This is a genomic window from Sinosporangium siamense, from assembly GCF_016863435.1.
In the GTDB taxonomy this organism is placed as follows: Bacteria; Actinomycetota; Actinomycetes; order Streptosporangiales; family Streptosporangiaceae; genus Sinosporangium; species Sinosporangium siamense.
Genome location: NZ_BOOW01000018.1, coordinates 71547 through 85801, shown reverse-complemented (window position 1 = coordinate 85801; position 14255 = coordinate 71547). Strand labels below are relative to the sequence as shown.

Here is a 14255-nt window from a genome sequence, read left to right as displayed (position 1 = left end):
TTTTCCCGGAGGAATCGTGAGACTACGGTCTCTTATCGCGGGCTCGACCCTGCTTGCCGCCGCTGCGGCCGGCCTGGTCACCGCTCCCACCGCAACAGCGGCGGCTCCCGCCGACACCCCGACCGTCGAGGCCGAACTCGCCAAGGACGTCAAGAGCGGCGAGAAGGTCCGCGCGATCGTTCAGGTCGACCCGAACCAGAACGTCCCGAGCGTGGCCACCAGCGCGGAGCGCGCCTCGGCCACCACCGACGTGCTGCCCCAGCCACAGTCGCGGACGTTCTTCGTCATGGAGGTCGACAAGAAGACCCTGGAGCACCTGAAGAAGGACGCCCGGGTCGACAACATCTTCGAGGACAAGATCAGCAAGCCTTCGCTGACCAACAGCCTCAAGGTGATCGGCGGCGACAAGGTGCAGCAGCGCGGCTGGACCGGCACCGGCTATGACGTCGCCATCCTCGACACCGGCATCGACCGCGACCACCCGTTCTTCGCCGGACGCATTGTCGCGGAGGCGTGCTTCTCCAGCACCGACGCGGAGCGGGGCTCGACGTCCCTCTGCCCCAACGGCACCGGAACCCAGCAGGGTGAGGCTGCTGCCGACGCCGAGACGCCCAAGTGCCTCGCGGGCGGCGAGAACATCTGCTATCACGGCAGCCACGTGGCCGGCATCGCGGCGGGCAAGAAGCCCGCGGCGGGCAACACCCCCGGCAATGGAGTGGCACCCGGTGCCGGGATCATCGCCGTTCAGGTGTTCTCGCGCTTTGAGACCGGTTGCCCGGCCGGACAGACCGCCTGTGTGGGTTCGTGGACGTCCGACCAGCTTCGCGCGCTTGACTACGTGGCGGGGATCGCGGCATCCGGCAAGGTCGCCGCGGTGAACATGAGCCTCGGCAGCCCCGAGACATTCCCCCAGTGCGACACCTTCGGTGGCGTCGAACTGATGAAGGCGGCGTTCAACAAGCTCCTCACGCTCGGCACCGCGCCCGTCGTCGCGGCCGGCAACTCTTACTCACCGGACGAGGTCTCCTTCCCCGCGTGCCTCTCGTCCGCCGTCACCGTCGGTGCCACCAACAACGCCGACGAGGTCGCCGGCTTCTCCAACCGGGGCTCCGAGCTCGACCTGTTCGCGCCCGGTGTGGACATCCAGTCCGCCGTGCCGAACAACACCTGGGAGGGCCTCGGCGGCACCTCCATGGCCGCCCCGCACGTCGCCGGCGCGTTCGCGCTGCTCAAGGAGGCCAATCCCGGCGCCTCCGCAGCCGAGCTTCTGCAGAAGCTGGAGAGCACCGGCAAGACCATCAGGTACGACTCTTACCGGACTCCGCGCATCAACCTCGCCCGGGCGATCCCCAACAGCAAGCCGAGCCCGTCGCCGACCACGAGCCCGACGGCCTCTCCGACCGGCTCTCCCACCGCTTCACCCACCGGCTCCCCGACCGCTTCGCCCACCGGCTCGCCCACGCAGAGCCCGACGGCCTCTCCGACGCCGACCGCGACCACGAGCCCGTCGCCCACCCCGAGCCCGACTTACAGCGAGGGCCCGAAGCACATCGGCACCGACCCGGCTCCGGTCCCCAGCGTCTGCAAGCGCGGCAACGGCGTCAAGCCGCTGACCGCCGCCACCTGGGCGCGGGAGTTCGCCAAGGGCACCCGCACCTTCACCGACAGGACGCTGCTCTGCTCCCTGACGCTGGCCGAGCACAAGAGCAAGGTGTTCACCGAGGTCGTGAAGACCGGCTCCCTGTCGCGGGCCTACCGCGTGCTCAAGCCGTCGAGCACCTCGGCCAAGGCCGCGCTCGACCGTGAGCTGCTGGCCGCCTGGCTCAACTGGGCCCACGGCGTGCACGAGACCGGTGACCGCGTGAGCGGCTCGACCACGCTGAGCAAGGCGCTGGCCTCGGCCGAGCGTGCCCGCCTCAAGGGCGCGAGCACCGCCGCGCAGCTCCGCAAGTCGGCCACGTTCCTCGGTAAGAACGTGAACAAGTAGGGTAGCCGCCTGACCACGTCAGGTGACCGTCTGCATTGACCGGCGCAGGGACCAGGTGGGCAGTTCCACCTGGTCCCTGTGGCTTTTTCGGTTGTGGCCGATGACGTGCTACTTGACCCGCTTAACTGTCGCTCGTCGCTTAGGGTGGCGATATGGACCCGACCAAGACGATCATCGACACCGTGGAGCGTTTCCGCCGGCGGCGCACCGCACCGCTTGTGCTGGAGCTCGATCTCACCGAGGGCCTGGTGGAAGGCCCGCCCGCCGACCCTCTGGACGCCCTGCTCTCCCGGCGCAAGGCGCGCCTGGCCGACGTGCTGGGCGGGCTCAAGCGAGCGCGGCAGGATCCCCGGGTCAAGGCGCTGATCGTCAAGGTCGGCGGGCCATTGGGGCTCGCCGCCGTACAGGAGCTACGCCAGGCGGTGATCCAGCTCCGCTCGTCGGGCAAGCTGACGATCGCCTACGCCGAGACCTTCGGCGAGTTCGGCGCGGGCACCGTGCCCTACTACCTGGCCACGGCGTTTGAGCGGGTCTACCTCCAGCCGTCCGGCGACGTCGGCCTCACCGGCGTCGTCATGGAGCAGCGCTTCGCCAAGGGCACACTGGACAAACTCGGGCTTGACTACCAGGTCGGGCAGCGGCACGAATACAAGACCGCGGCCAACACCTTCACCCAGAGCCAGATGACCGAGGCACACCAGGAGATGACGACCCGCCTCGTCGAGTCGATCGTCGAACAGGTCGTGGCCGGCGTCGCGGAAGGCCGCAAACTCGCCCCCGAGCGGGTGCGCGAACTCATCGACGAAGGACCGTTCCTCGGAGCCGAGGCCGTCGAGGCCGGGCTGGTCGACCGCCTCGCCTACCGCGACGAGATCTACGACGAGGTCAAGAGGGACGTCGGTGACGACGCGCTCCTCCAGTTCGTCTCCAGGTACAACAAGACGATCAAGAGCATCAAGCTCCCCCACCCGGGCGAGCAGGCCGTCGCCCTGATCCACGGCCACGGCATCATCCGCCTCGGCCGCAGCGGACGCGGCCCGCTCGCCGGCGGCGGGGCCATGGGGTCCGACACCATCTGCGCGGCGTTCCGGGCCGCGCGCCGCGACGACAGCGTGAAGGCCGTCGTGTTCCGCGTCGACAGCCCCGGCGGGTCCTACGTCGCCTCCGACGCGATCTGGCGTGAAGTCGTGCTCACCCGCAAAGCCGGCAAACCAGTCATCATCTCGATGGGCAACCTCGCGGCCTCCGGCGGCTACTTCGTGTCCATGGCCGCCGACACGATCATTGCCCAGCCCGGCACGCTCACCGGCTCCATCGGCGTGCTCGGCGGCAAAATGGTCACCGGCGGACTGCTCGACCGGCTCGGCATCACCTCCGAGCAGGTCCACGTCGGGGCCAACGCCGGGATGTTCCTCCCCAGCCGCCCCTTCTCCGGCGAGCAGTGGAGCCGCGTCGACGCCTGGCTCGACCGGATCTACAAGGACTTCGTGACCAAGGTCGCCGAGGGCAGGAAACTCGACTACGACCGGGCCCACGAGCTCGCCAGGGGCCGCGTGTGGACCGGCGCCGACGCCCGTGAGAACGGCCTCGTCGACGAGCTCGGCGGCCTTGAGGACGCCCTCGCCACGGCCCGCGACCGCGCCGGCCTCCCCGCCGACTCCCCCGTGCGCGCCTACCCCAAGACCAACGCCCTCGAACGGCTGCGCCCCCCGGAGTCCAGCGAGGACAAGGCCGCCGCCACCGCCGGCCTCCGCCTCGAAGCCTGGGGCCCCCTCAACCGCCTCGCCGCCGAGCTCGGTCTCCCGGCCACCGGCCCTCTCGTCCTTCCCGGGCAGTGGATCATCCGCTGACCCACCGGCGACCATAGGCACGTACGGCTCGCGCCCGGCCCCCCGGGAGGCGAGCCGGTGTCTTTCACCCACCGGCCCAGGGCCCGTTCAGCCGGGTTGACAGTCCGGTACGGCAGAGCCAGGCCGATCCAGGCCCGGGGACAACGATTGGCCGGCTCTCTAAACCGGCCGATAACGTCCGCGCAGCCGTACGAGAGGCTGGACCGCGGCGTCGACGTAGTCGATCGCGAGCACTTTGGCGAGGAACAGCGTGTGGTCCCCGGCGGGCAGCACTCGTGTGGTCTCCGCCTCGATGGCGGCGACACCACCCTCGATGATCAGAGCCTCACTCCGGGAACCCCGGTGGTGCGGAGTGCCCGCCACGAGCAGCCTGGCGCTGGGCCTCCCCGGGGTGGCGAACCGGCTCGCGACGGCGGTCTGGTCCGCCGACAGCAGGGTCGCCGCCCAGGTGTCGCGCCGGAGCAGCATCTCGGTGAGATAGCTCTCCGAGGACAGGCTCACGAGCACCAACGGCGGGTCCAGGGAGACCGACATGAGCGCCGTGACCGTGGTGCCCACGTCATCGCGGTCTTCGCGGACGGCCACCACGGCGACACCGGCGGCCAATTGGGCCATCGCCTCGGTGAACTCACTCATCCGCACTCCCGTCATCCGGCTCGTTTCCCTCGCGACCACGCACGCACCCCCGGCCACGCCGACATCCGACGTGTCCGGAGGAGAGGCTATCGGCCCCAACGCCTACGCTCCGGTCCACCCGATCGGAGGGAACCACGGGAACTCACCGGGAAGGCACCTGGTGGCCACCGGCTCGGCGGCCACCACGTCAGCCAGGTCTCCGTCAGGCGTCGAGGCTCACGCCGTACGCCTACCCATCGTGCAGATCGCCGTCGACGGACCACGGCGCCCGCGGCCTGAAAGGCCGGTCAGGAGCCCAGGAGCCCGTTCTGGGTCAGCCACTCCTTCGCCACCACCGGCGGGTCGGCCTTGTCGGTCGCGACGCGCTTCATCATGGCGAGCAGGGACGCGGTGTCGAGCTTGGCCGAGACCGCGTTGAGCGCGGCCGTGGCGGTGGCGTCGACGCCGGCCTTGTTCACCAGGGGCGCGATGTTGTTGGCGCCGAAGACGAACTTGGTGTCCTTAAGGGGCACCAGGGTGCCGTCGGAGAGTTTGGGGTCGGCGGTGAAGACGTTGCCGACCTGGATCGTGTCGCTCTTCAGCGCGTCGGCGGTGGTGTCCCCGGTCGGCTTCCACTCTTTGAACTCAAGGCCGTACACGTCCTTGAGCCGCTGCTCCTGCCGGGTCTTGAACTCGGGCGGCCCGCCCACGGTCAAGTCCTTCGCCACCTTGGCGAGGTCCTCGATGCTGACAAGCTTCCGCTGGTCGGCGGTGGCCTTGGTGACGGTGAGGGAGTCGTTGTCCTCGGCCGCGGCGGGTTCGAGGACGTCGATCTCGGCCGGGAGCTTCGACTTGAGCGCCTCAAGGGTCTGCTCTTTGCTCCCGGTGGGGGCGGTCTTGTCGATGTGCGCGAGCACCGACCCGATGTATTCGGGCATGACGGTGAGCCCGCCGCTCTTCACCTGGTCGAAGTAGATCTCGCGGCTGCCGATGTTGAACTTCTCCTCGACCTGCACCCCCTTGGCCTGCAACGCCTGGGAGTAGATCGAGCCGAGCAGCACGCTGCCGGGGAAGTTTGCCGATCCGACGACGACCTTGCCCGCGGAGGGTGTGGTGGCGCCGCCTTCCGGCGTGGCCTGTGTGGTGTTGAGCGGGTCTCCGCCGCCGCACGCGGACAGCGTGAGCGCGGAGGCGAGTGCGAGCGCCATCACGCCGATCATTCGTCTCATCGTGCTATTTCCCTTCTAAAACGCCAGGTAATGTGGAGATTACCGGACCTTCACTCGCCGGCTCACGCCGGGTGAGACCGCCACCCGATTGACCAGGGTGAACGCCGTCTGCACCGCGAGGGCGAGGAGCGCGACCAGCACGGCTCCCCCGATCGTGCTGGCAAAGTCCTTAGTAGCGAGTCCGTCGATGATGTAACGCCCAAGTCCGCCCAAGCCTACGTAAGCCGCCACCGTGGCGGTCGCCACCACCTGGATGGCGGCGATGCGCATGCCCAAAAGGATCAACGGCAGGGCGACCGGCACCAGCACCCGCAGCAGCACTTGGCCACCGCGCAGGCCCATGCCGTACGCCGCGTCCCGCAGATCGCGATCGACCCCGCGGATGCCCTCATAGGTGTTGACGAGGATCGGTGGCACCGCGAGCGCTACGAGCGGGATCAGCACCGGCAAAGTTGTGCCGACCCCTACCAGCAGGACGATGAGCACCAGCAGCCCAAGGGTGGGCAACGCCCGCGCCGCATTAGCCGACAGGACCACAAACAGAGCACCCCGCCCGGTGTGCCCGATCCACAGGCCGAGGGGTACGGCGATGACCACCGCGGCCAAAAGCGCGAGAGCGGAGAACTCAAGGTGCTCAAGCAGCCGGAAGGGGATGCCCGACGACCCCGACCAGTTGTCCGGGTCGCCGAAGAATTCGATCAGCCAGTTCACGCGCTACTCCTCGCCCGTGCCCACGGTGTGAGCAGCCGCTGAGCGACCACGAGCAGGCCGTCGGCGGCCAGCGCGAGCAGCAGGATCAAGACGATGCCGACCACGATGGGCGTAGGGAACTGCCGCTGCCACCCGTCGATGAACAGATAGCCGAGCCCGCCCCGCCCGACCAGCGCGCCGACGCTGACGAGGCTGATGCTGGAGACGGTCGCCACGCGCACGCCGGCGAGCACGACGGGCACGGCGATCGGCAGGTCCACCTGCAGGAGCCGCCGCATCGGCCCGAAGCCCATCGCCACGGCCGACTGGCGCACATGGGTGGGCACGGAGGCGATGCCGTCGACCACGGAGGGGATGAGGACCGCCAGCGCGTAGAACGTCAGCGGCACGATCACCGTCGCCTGCTCGGCCAGCCCGGTGATCGGGATGAGCACGATGAAGACGGCGAGGGAGGGCAGGGAGTAGACGACGTTCATGATTCCGACGGTCGGCTGGTAGAGCCGGCGCCAGCGGACGCTCGCGAGCCCCAGTGGCAGCGCGATCAGCAGGCCGAGCAGGATCGGCAGTAAGGCCATGACGATGTGATCGCCAAGGAGTTCCCGGATCTCCGGCAGGTTGCGCCCGATCCAGTCCCAGCGGATCAACGGCTCCTCATCCACGGCCGGTGCCCACCCCCTCCGCCGCGATCCCGGAGGTCGCCGCCGCGAGCGCGCCTGCGGTGGCCACGCCGGTCACCCGGCCCTCGTCGTCGACCGCGATGGCGCCCCCGGAGGGTGCGAGCAGCGCGGCGTCCAGCGCCGAGCGGAGCGAGTCGCGTCCCGCCACAAACGTGCCGTACGGCATGAGCCGCAAATCGGCCACCGTGCCCGACAAAGGCAGGTCGGCCGCGTTGACCCAGCCGCTCGGCCTGCCGCCGGAGTCGACGACCGCCAGCCAGGTCAGCCCCGAGGCCGCGGCGACGCCGGCCACCTTCGATATGTCCGCGTCGTCCGGCACCGTGAGGTCGGTGCGGAGCGGCAGGTCGGCGGGGACGAACGACAGGCGGCGGATGCCCCGGTCACGCCCGAGGAACTCGCGGACGAAGTCGTCGGCGGGCGCGGAGAGCAGGGTCGCGGGGTCGGCGACCTGGGCGAGTGTGCCGCCTACGCGGAGAACGGCCACCCGGTCGCCGAGTTTGACCGCCTCGTCGATGTCGTGGGTGACGAACACGATGGTCTTGTGGAGGTCGCTCTGGAGCCGGAGCAACTCGTCCTGGAGGCTGGTGCGCACGATCGGGTCGACCGCGCTGAACGGCTCGTCCATCAGGAGCACCGGCGGATCGGCGGCCAGGGCACGCGCCACTCCGACACGCTGCTGCTGGCCGCCGGAAAGCTGGAAGGGATAGCGCTCGGCGAGGGCGGTGTCGAGGCCGACGCGCTCAAGCAGCTCCATGGCGCGGGCGCGGGCCTTGGACTTGTCCCAGCCGAGGAGATAGGGGACGGTCGCCACGTTGTCGACGATCTTCCGGTGGGGGAAGAGACCGGCCTGCTGGATGACATATCCGATGCCACGCCGCAGCGTGGGCGGGTCTATGGTGCGCACGTCGACGCCGTCCAGAAGAATCTTACCCTCGGTGGCGTCGATCATCCGGTTGATCATGCGCAGCGACGTGGTCTTCCCGCATCCGGAAGGTCCCACCAGGACGGTTATCTCCGCTGTGGGCACCTCAAGATGGAGATCGTTTACAGCGATTGTCCCGTCGGCGTAACGTTTAGTGACGCCCTCAAATGTGATCACGGTGCGACCTTGTGCCCCTCAGCCCGAAGCCGCAGCCCCGTGCCACGACCGCCACGTTTACCTCACCTTACGGGACATCGCTGCCCAAGTGCGGAGATCCCCACCCTGGCCAGCGGACCATTGGGATATATGTCACTTCCCAGAAGATTCGAATGATCACTTAGTCGGACTTCTTATCAAATGGGTATCCGTAGGTGCGAGAACCCTCTTGACTTGGCATGATTACCCCAGGTTGCCTGACTTACGTTCCGGCGCTCTCACCACATCCGCCCCACGGCACCACGCACGTTCCGCCCGCTCCGGAGGTTTCGGTGGCCCATCCGCTTACCGGTCGGCGACCATATGGCGACCTTGTCGCCGAGCTCTACGACCGGCACGGAACCGGACTGTTCGCCTACTGCCTCGACCAGCTCGGCGATCCGGACACGGCGGCAAGCGCCTTCCTCGGCGTCCTCAGCACGGCCCCTCCGGTGGAACCCCCGCGTGCCGCGCTGTACGCCGCGGCCCGGCGCGAGATCTTCCGGCGCGACGTCGTGCACGCGCCGTCATCGGCCGACCCGCTGGCCGACCCCGCGACGGCACTCGTCCGGCGCACCCTCGCCGAACTCCGGCCGCACCAGCGCGAGGTGCTGCTGCTGACGATCGTGTGCGGGCTCACCACGGGCGAACTCGCCTGGGTGCTCGACGTGGCCTCCGACACCGCCGACGAACTCACGATCAGCGCCTGCCACAGTTTTACCCAGTCGATCACCTATGCACTGGCCTCGCTACGGTTGTCGCCCCGGCTCCCGGACCGGGTGTCGGAAATATACGGAGCGCTGAGTGTCGCCTCCATCCGCGACGTTCTCGCGTGCCTCCATTGGACCGCTCCGCCGTGGCACTTGCGCGCCCAGCTGCTGCACGCCGTCGGCGCCCCCGAGGCGAGTACGGCACATGCCGCGCAGGCCCACCCCCTCTATGTGAAGTCACTCTGGCCGACCACGGCGACCTGGCCGCTCCCGCTGAGCGACAACGACCCCGCGACCAGCACCTCGTTGTTCCCCGCCGACTTCCTGCTGCCGACGCCGTTCGGGCGCGCCCTGCGGCACGACGCCTCGACCGAGCCGATGCCGCGTTTCCGCGAGGAGCCCGCCCCGGGCGCCTACCGCCCCCGGCGCGCGGCTCCCGACGTTTCCCTGCCCGAGGAGTCCGTTTCCCCACCTGTGGAGGCCGCTCTCCGGCCGGAGGAGGCCGGTTCCCTGCCCGGGGAGCCTGTTCCCTCACCCAGGGCACCCGGGGAGGCCGCGCCCCCGCCCCCGGTCCACCGCCCGCTGGTGTTGTCGGCCCCCGTGCCCGCCGACGTCCTCGACCCGCCCGGCCTCGCCATCCCCACCGGGGCGATCGGCGCGCCCGACATCCCCATCCGCGCGGACGTGCTGGACGCCCTGGCCCCCGGCGCCGAGGCGCGCGATCGGCACGGGCCGGACGAGGTTCCCGGCAGCCTGTTCACGCCCGCTCCCCGGCAGGCGTCCACGCCCCCCGTCTACTTCCTTCCCCCGGACGAACGCGACGCCCGGATCCCGGCCGAGCCGGTGGAGGACGAAAAGCAGGCTCCTGCCGTACCCTCCTCCGAGGAGACAACGGCGGCGGCCGAGCCGGTCGCCGAGCCCGAGCGGCTGCCGGAGTTGCCCGCCTTCGAGGATGAGGCGTGGCTGCCCGCGAGGACGTCGCGGCGTCGGCGGGACGACAAGCCCGTCAAGGCGCGTGAGCACCACTTCGACTGGGTGTGGGAGCTCGTCGGCTTCGTCATCTGCATCGCCATCGCGCTGCTCGTCTTCTTCTCCGTCCCTATGATCGTCAACCCGTAAGGGGGCTCGCCGCCGCGTCCGCGGGCTCCGTCACGCACGCTCCCGAACCCCCGCGTTAATGAAACGGGTTCTATTTTGCCTCCTGCCGGTTTCGCGATTTACCCGCGGCGCCATATCGGGTTCATCCTGCAGACATGGGCGTACTCGAATTCTTTGTGACTCGCCGGTAACAAGCGCTGCCACTCAAGATTGGGATAACGTGTTCTCATGCGGATATCGCATGTGACGACCACGGAGCCGAAGGGCCTGCCGGCCTCCGGCTCCAGGGCTCCGTCCTCCACCGCGTTGCCCGATGACCCAGAGGTGGCCCACGTGGAGAGCTCACGCACAGGCGGCGTGGGTGTGCGCACCCGCAGCCAGCACCAGCGCCGCAAACGCATCATCCAGGCCGCGGCCGCCCTGGCCTCCCGAGGCGGGGTCGAGGCGATGCAGATGCGCACCGTCGCCGAGCGCGCCGGGGTCGCTCTCGGCACGCTTTACCGCTATTTCCCGTCCAAGATGGATCTCGTGGTCGCCGTCGTCGGCGAGGAGATCGACCTGCTTGAGCAGAGCATCGAGCGCCGCCCGCTGAGCGCGACCACCCCCGCGGGGCGGGCCGTCGACGTGCTGATGCGGGCCACACGCGGCCTCATGCGCGAGCCCGAGCTCGCCGACGCCCTCATCCGCTCCATCATCATGGCCGAGGTCGTGACCCCCTTCGGCGACCGCATGACCGAGCTGCTCCTCCGCGTCGCCGCCGGCGGCCTCACCGCCGAGCAGGCCACCGAGGAGCAGTGGGCCGTGGCGGGCTCACTCGCCAGCGTGTGGGTTTACGAACTGCTGGAGATGCTCCGCGGCCGCAGGACATATGAGCAGGTCCAGCGGCGCATCGAGATCGCGGCGGGCCGCCTGCTGGCCGACCTCCGCCCCTGACCCGCCCCCTCAGCTCTCGTCGAGCCATTCGATCCAGCCCCCGTGGGAGCCGGCGAAGGCGACCGGCTCGCCGTCCAGCGCCACGAGAAACGGGCTGCGCCTGTTCTCCGGCCTCGCGGGCATCCGGCGCACGAGCCCTGACAGCACCGACGGATCCTCTTGGGCGATCCAGTGCCCCGGCAGGCCCATGACCTGGTCGGCGAAACGGTTGCGGTCGACCGGCGAAAGATACATCAGCACCGCCGAGTGATAGACGACAAGCGTCGCGCCCTGCGGCACCTCGGCGGCGAGCTTGTCGAGCATGGTGTTGAGGTCGCCGGACACCACCCTCGGCGGGTCCGCGCGGGCGACCTCCAGCGCCGCCCGCAGCCGGGTGCGCCGCTCGTCGTGCTCGGGCCAGACGAGCGCCTCAAGCCAGCGCACCTCGTCGTCGTCGTTGACGTCCAGGGGGTTGAGGTCGATGCCCGCCCGCCACACCACCTCCGGCACATGCGGCGGAAGCCGCGGACGGCCGGTCACCGCACACCTGATCGTCGGCCGCGCGCCGGGCGGGCCGATCCTGTGCCCGTCGTAGTCGTAGGCGTAGCGGTCGGGCAGCAGGCACAATCCCGCCGACGCGCCCACCTCCAGCAGGGCGAACGGGCCGGGCAGACCGGCCATGACAGCGAGCAGCGCGGCGCAGCGGGCCGGTTCGTTGGTCTGGGTGCGGTGGCTCATCATCGTCCTGGCCACCAGTTCGCGCTCGCTGAGAACGTAGGCCCGGAAGTCCGGATATTCGGGTGTCGTGCCGCGCAGGTAGCGCACGGCACCGAAGAGCAGGTTCGGCTGGCGCTTCTCTTTCGGCAGGGTGACGAGCAACTCCAGCATCTGCTCGTCGCCCGCCACCCCGAGGGCCAGCCGTTCATACAGCGCGGAGGAGCCTCTCACGTGCACTTCCCCGAAACGGCGATATTCCTCAGCGGTCGCTTCCATGTTGCCCATATGCTTCCGCCTCTTTCCATGGAAAATTAGAACAAGTTTCAAGCTGGGGTTCGGCTCAGGGTGCTTCGGAATCCCGCCTGGGTGATGCCGGGCTTGCACGGGGTCCGACGCGGGATGTCCGGGTGTCAGGGGCTACGCCGCCGCCTGCGGGGTGGTGGACCTGCGCCGCGGGGCTAGGTTCCGCGGGAATGCGCGAGAGGCTGTCTTCGACCGGGGAGCAGTCCGCGGAGCAGCCCGGCCGGGCCTTCCCGCGGGCGGGTGGTCACGTCACCCGCCGGCTTCGTTCCCCTGGCGGCATCCACTCGACACACCTCCCTATAACTCCAAACCTCCCCATATCAGGTAGAAAATCACCCCCGCGCGGGGAGACGGCGAGCACCCCCCGGCAAGACGGCAACTGGACCGACTCGCTATCGCGGGCAACGAGACGGCAGGCAACGCCGCCGCCCACGGCATGAAGGCATTCTTCGGCGACCCCGATCAGTGGCGCAGGCTGCTCGGCGCCCCCGCGCTCATCACGGCAGCCGCCGAGGAGATCGTGCGACGGGCCTCTCCGGTGATGCATTTCCGCCGCCCCGCCACCCAGGACACCACCATCGGCGACCGGCGGGTACGGCGAGGCGACAAAATCATGGTCTGGTATCCGTCGGCCGACCGGGACGAGGAGGTCTTCCACTCGCCTGACGTGTTCGACATCGGCCGGGACCCAAACCCGCGTCTCGGCTACGGTGGCGAATGGCCACATTTCTGCCTTGGTGCCCATCTTGCTCGGATGGAGTTCCGCATCCTCTTTGGGATGATTGCCAGGCGCTTGCCGGATATCTCCCTCGCAGGTAATGTCCGCCGTCTGAGGTCAAATTTCATCAACGGCATCAAAGAGATGTCTGTGAGTTTTTCCGCGAGGTGATTCTGGTTGGACGTCGACCTCGTCGACCACGACTATTACGCCCGCCACGGCGTACCCCACGAACAACTACGCCTCCTCCGCGCCAACTCACCGCTGTACTGGCACGACGGGGACGAAGAGCTGGGCTGGCCCGGTTTTTGGGCCGTCACTAAACACGAAGACGTCGTGCATGTTTCCCGGCGCTCCGACCTTTTCTCCTCCTACCGGGAACTCGCACTCTTCGACGAGTCCTCCGAAGAGGTCAAATCCCTTCAGCGGCTCATGATGCTCAACCAGGATCCCCCCGAACACACCCGGCGGCGCGCCCTGGTCAACCGGGGTTTCACCCCCCGCACCATCGGCACTCTGGAAGAACGCATCAGGGAAATCGCCGACAAACTCCTGGACGAGGCGGCCACACTTCCTCAGGTCGACTTCGTCCGCGACATCGCCGCCCAACTCCCCCTCCACGTCATCTGCGAACTCCTCGGCGCCCCCCTGGAAGACCGCGACAAACTGTTCGCGTGGTCCAACCGCCTCGTCAGCACCGACGACGCCGACGAGGGCCCGCTCGCCGCACTCGAACTCCACAAATACGCAGGCGAACTCGCCGCCCGGCGACGCGAAGACCCCCGCGACGACATCGTCACCCAGCTCCTGCGACCCGACGGCAACGGGGACTTCCTCACCGACCACGAGTTCAACCTCTTCGTTCTCCTCCTCGTGGTCGGCGGCAACGAAACCACCCGCAACGCCGCCTCCGGCGGCATGCTCGCCTTCTTCGAAAACCCCGGCCAATGGGAACGGCTCACCGCCGACCCCGCCCTCTCCCACACCGCCGCCGACGAGATCGCCCGCTGGGTCACCCCCATCAACCTCTTCCGCCGCACGGCCACCACCACCGTCGAACTACGCGGCCAGACCATCCGCGAAAACGACAAGGTCGTGCTCTTCTACGCCTCGGCCAACAGGGACGAGGACGTCTTCGACTCCCCCGACCTCTTCGACATCACCCGCTCCCCCAACCCCCACCTCGCCTACGGCGGCGGCGGAGCCCACTTCTGCCTGGGCAGCCACTTAGCCCGCCTCGAACTCCGCATCCTCTTCGAACACCTGGCCCGCCGCTTCCCCACCATCCAACAGGCCGGCCCCGTCACCCGCCTCCGCTCCAACTTCTTCAACGGCATAACCAAACTCCCGGTAACCCTGTAACCGCCCTGCTGAGCGGGGATCGGCCCGCCCGCCGAGGGAGTTATCCACGAGCGAGCAGGTAATGCCTCAACCACCGCCGAAGACCGGTGCGACGAACCACAGCACTGCCCTCGCCACAGGATGAGACCCCACTCACCACTACCAACCGGATGAAGGGGCCGCACCCAACAAGAGCGATGAACCTCAACACCCCCCACTGACCGGACGAGCGGGCCACCCCCGATCCCTCCCAACCACCAACAAGGTTGG

Annotated in this window: 12 protein-coding genes; 6 read left to right on the top strand and 6 right to left on the bottom strand. The window is 68.8% G+C overall.

Annotation, left to right across the window (positions count from 1 at the left end; translation table 11 throughout):
• Positions 1-16 precede the first annotated feature (16 nt).
• Together Ssi02_RS13725 and sppA are read left to right on the top strand one after the other, a co-directional pair.
• Entirely contained in the window at positions 17-1987 is a 1971-nt protein-coding gene (locus Ssi02_RS13725; RefSeq protein WP_204025503.1) for a S8 family peptidase, read from the top strand.
• A gap of 152 nt (positions 1988-2139) precedes the next feature.
• Positions 2140-3837 (top strand): signal peptide peptidase SppA, encoded by a 1698-nt coding sequence (gene sppA / locus Ssi02_RS13720; RefSeq protein ID WP_204025501.1) that lies wholly within the window; start codon positions 2140-2142, stop codon positions 3835-3837.
• A gap of 159 nt (positions 3838-3996) precedes the next feature.
• Here sppA and Ssi02_RS13715 read toward each other — a convergent pair whose 3' ends face one another.
• The 5 genes from Ssi02_RS13715 to Ssi02_RS13695 form a co-directional block, all read right to left on the bottom strand.
• Entirely contained in the window at positions 3997-4473 is a 477-nt protein-coding gene (locus tag Ssi02_RS13715; protein ID WP_204025499.1) for a flavin reductase family protein, read from the bottom strand.
• A gap of 287 nt (positions 4474-4760) precedes the next feature.
• The gene (locus Ssi02_RS13710; RefSeq protein WP_204025497.1) at positions 4761-5681 is read right to left on the bottom strand and encodes an ABC transporter substrate-binding protein; all 921 of its coding nucleotides are present in this window, start codon (positions 5679-5681) and stop codon (positions 4761-4763) included.
• 39 nt (positions 5682-5720) lie between these two features.
• Complete coding sequence (locus Ssi02_RS13705) at positions 5721-6392, bottom strand: ABC transporter permease (RefSeq protein ID WP_204025495.1); 672 nt, start codon at positions 6390-6392, stop codon at positions 5721-5723.
• Complete coding sequence (locus tag Ssi02_RS13700) at positions 6389-7051, bottom strand: ABC transporter permease (RefSeq protein ID WP_204025493.1); 663 nt, start codon at positions 7049-7051, stop codon at positions 6389-6391. Before Ssi02_RS13700 ends, Ssi02_RS13705 begins: the two co-directional genes overlap by 4 nt.
• Positions 7044-8168, bottom strand: a complete 1125-nt coding sequence (locus tag Ssi02_RS13695) for an ABC transporter ATP-binding protein (protein ID WP_204025491.1) — start codon at positions 8166-8168, stop codon at positions 7044-7046. Before Ssi02_RS13695 ends, Ssi02_RS13700 begins: the two co-directional genes overlap by 8 nt.
• Positions 8169-8479: 311 nt before the next feature.
• Between Ssi02_RS13695 and Ssi02_RS13690 the strand changes: the two genes are divergently transcribed.
• Positions 8480-10015, top strand: a complete 1536-nt coding sequence (locus tag Ssi02_RS13690; protein WP_204025489.1) for an RNA polymerase sigma factor — start codon at positions 8480-8482, stop codon at positions 10013-10015.
• Positions 10016-10327: 312 nt separating this feature from the next.
• A complete protein-coding gene (locus tag Ssi02_RS13685) occupies positions 10328-10927 on the top strand; it encodes a TetR family transcriptional regulator (RefSeq protein WP_373870140.1) in 600 nt (199 codons plus the stop codon).
• 9 nt (positions 10928-10936) lie between these two features.
• On the opposite strand, the gene Ssi02_RS13680 is transcribed toward Ssi02_RS13685, so the two are convergent.
• A complete protein-coding gene (locus tag Ssi02_RS13680; RefSeq protein ID WP_239128892.1) occupies positions 10937-11899 on the bottom strand; it encodes a DUF2332 domain-containing protein in 963 nt (320 codons plus the stop codon).
• 463 nt (positions 11900-12362) lie between these two features.
• Between Ssi02_RS13680 and Ssi02_RS13675 the strand changes: the two genes are divergently transcribed.
• Both Ssi02_RS13675 and Ssi02_RS13670 read left to right on the top strand, forming a co-directional pair.
• Positions 12363-12815, top strand: coding sequence for a cytochrome P450 (locus Ssi02_RS13675; RefSeq protein ID WP_204025483.1), 453 nt, complete (start codon positions 12363-12365; stop codon positions 12813-12815).
• 6 nt (positions 12816-12821) lie between these two features.
• Positions 12822-14006: a cytochrome P450 gene (locus Ssi02_RS13670; RefSeq protein WP_204025481.1), complete on the top strand. Its 1185-nt coding sequence runs from the start codon at positions 12822-12824 to the stop codon at positions 14004-14006.
• The last annotated feature ends 249 nt before the right edge of the window (positions 14007-14255 follow it).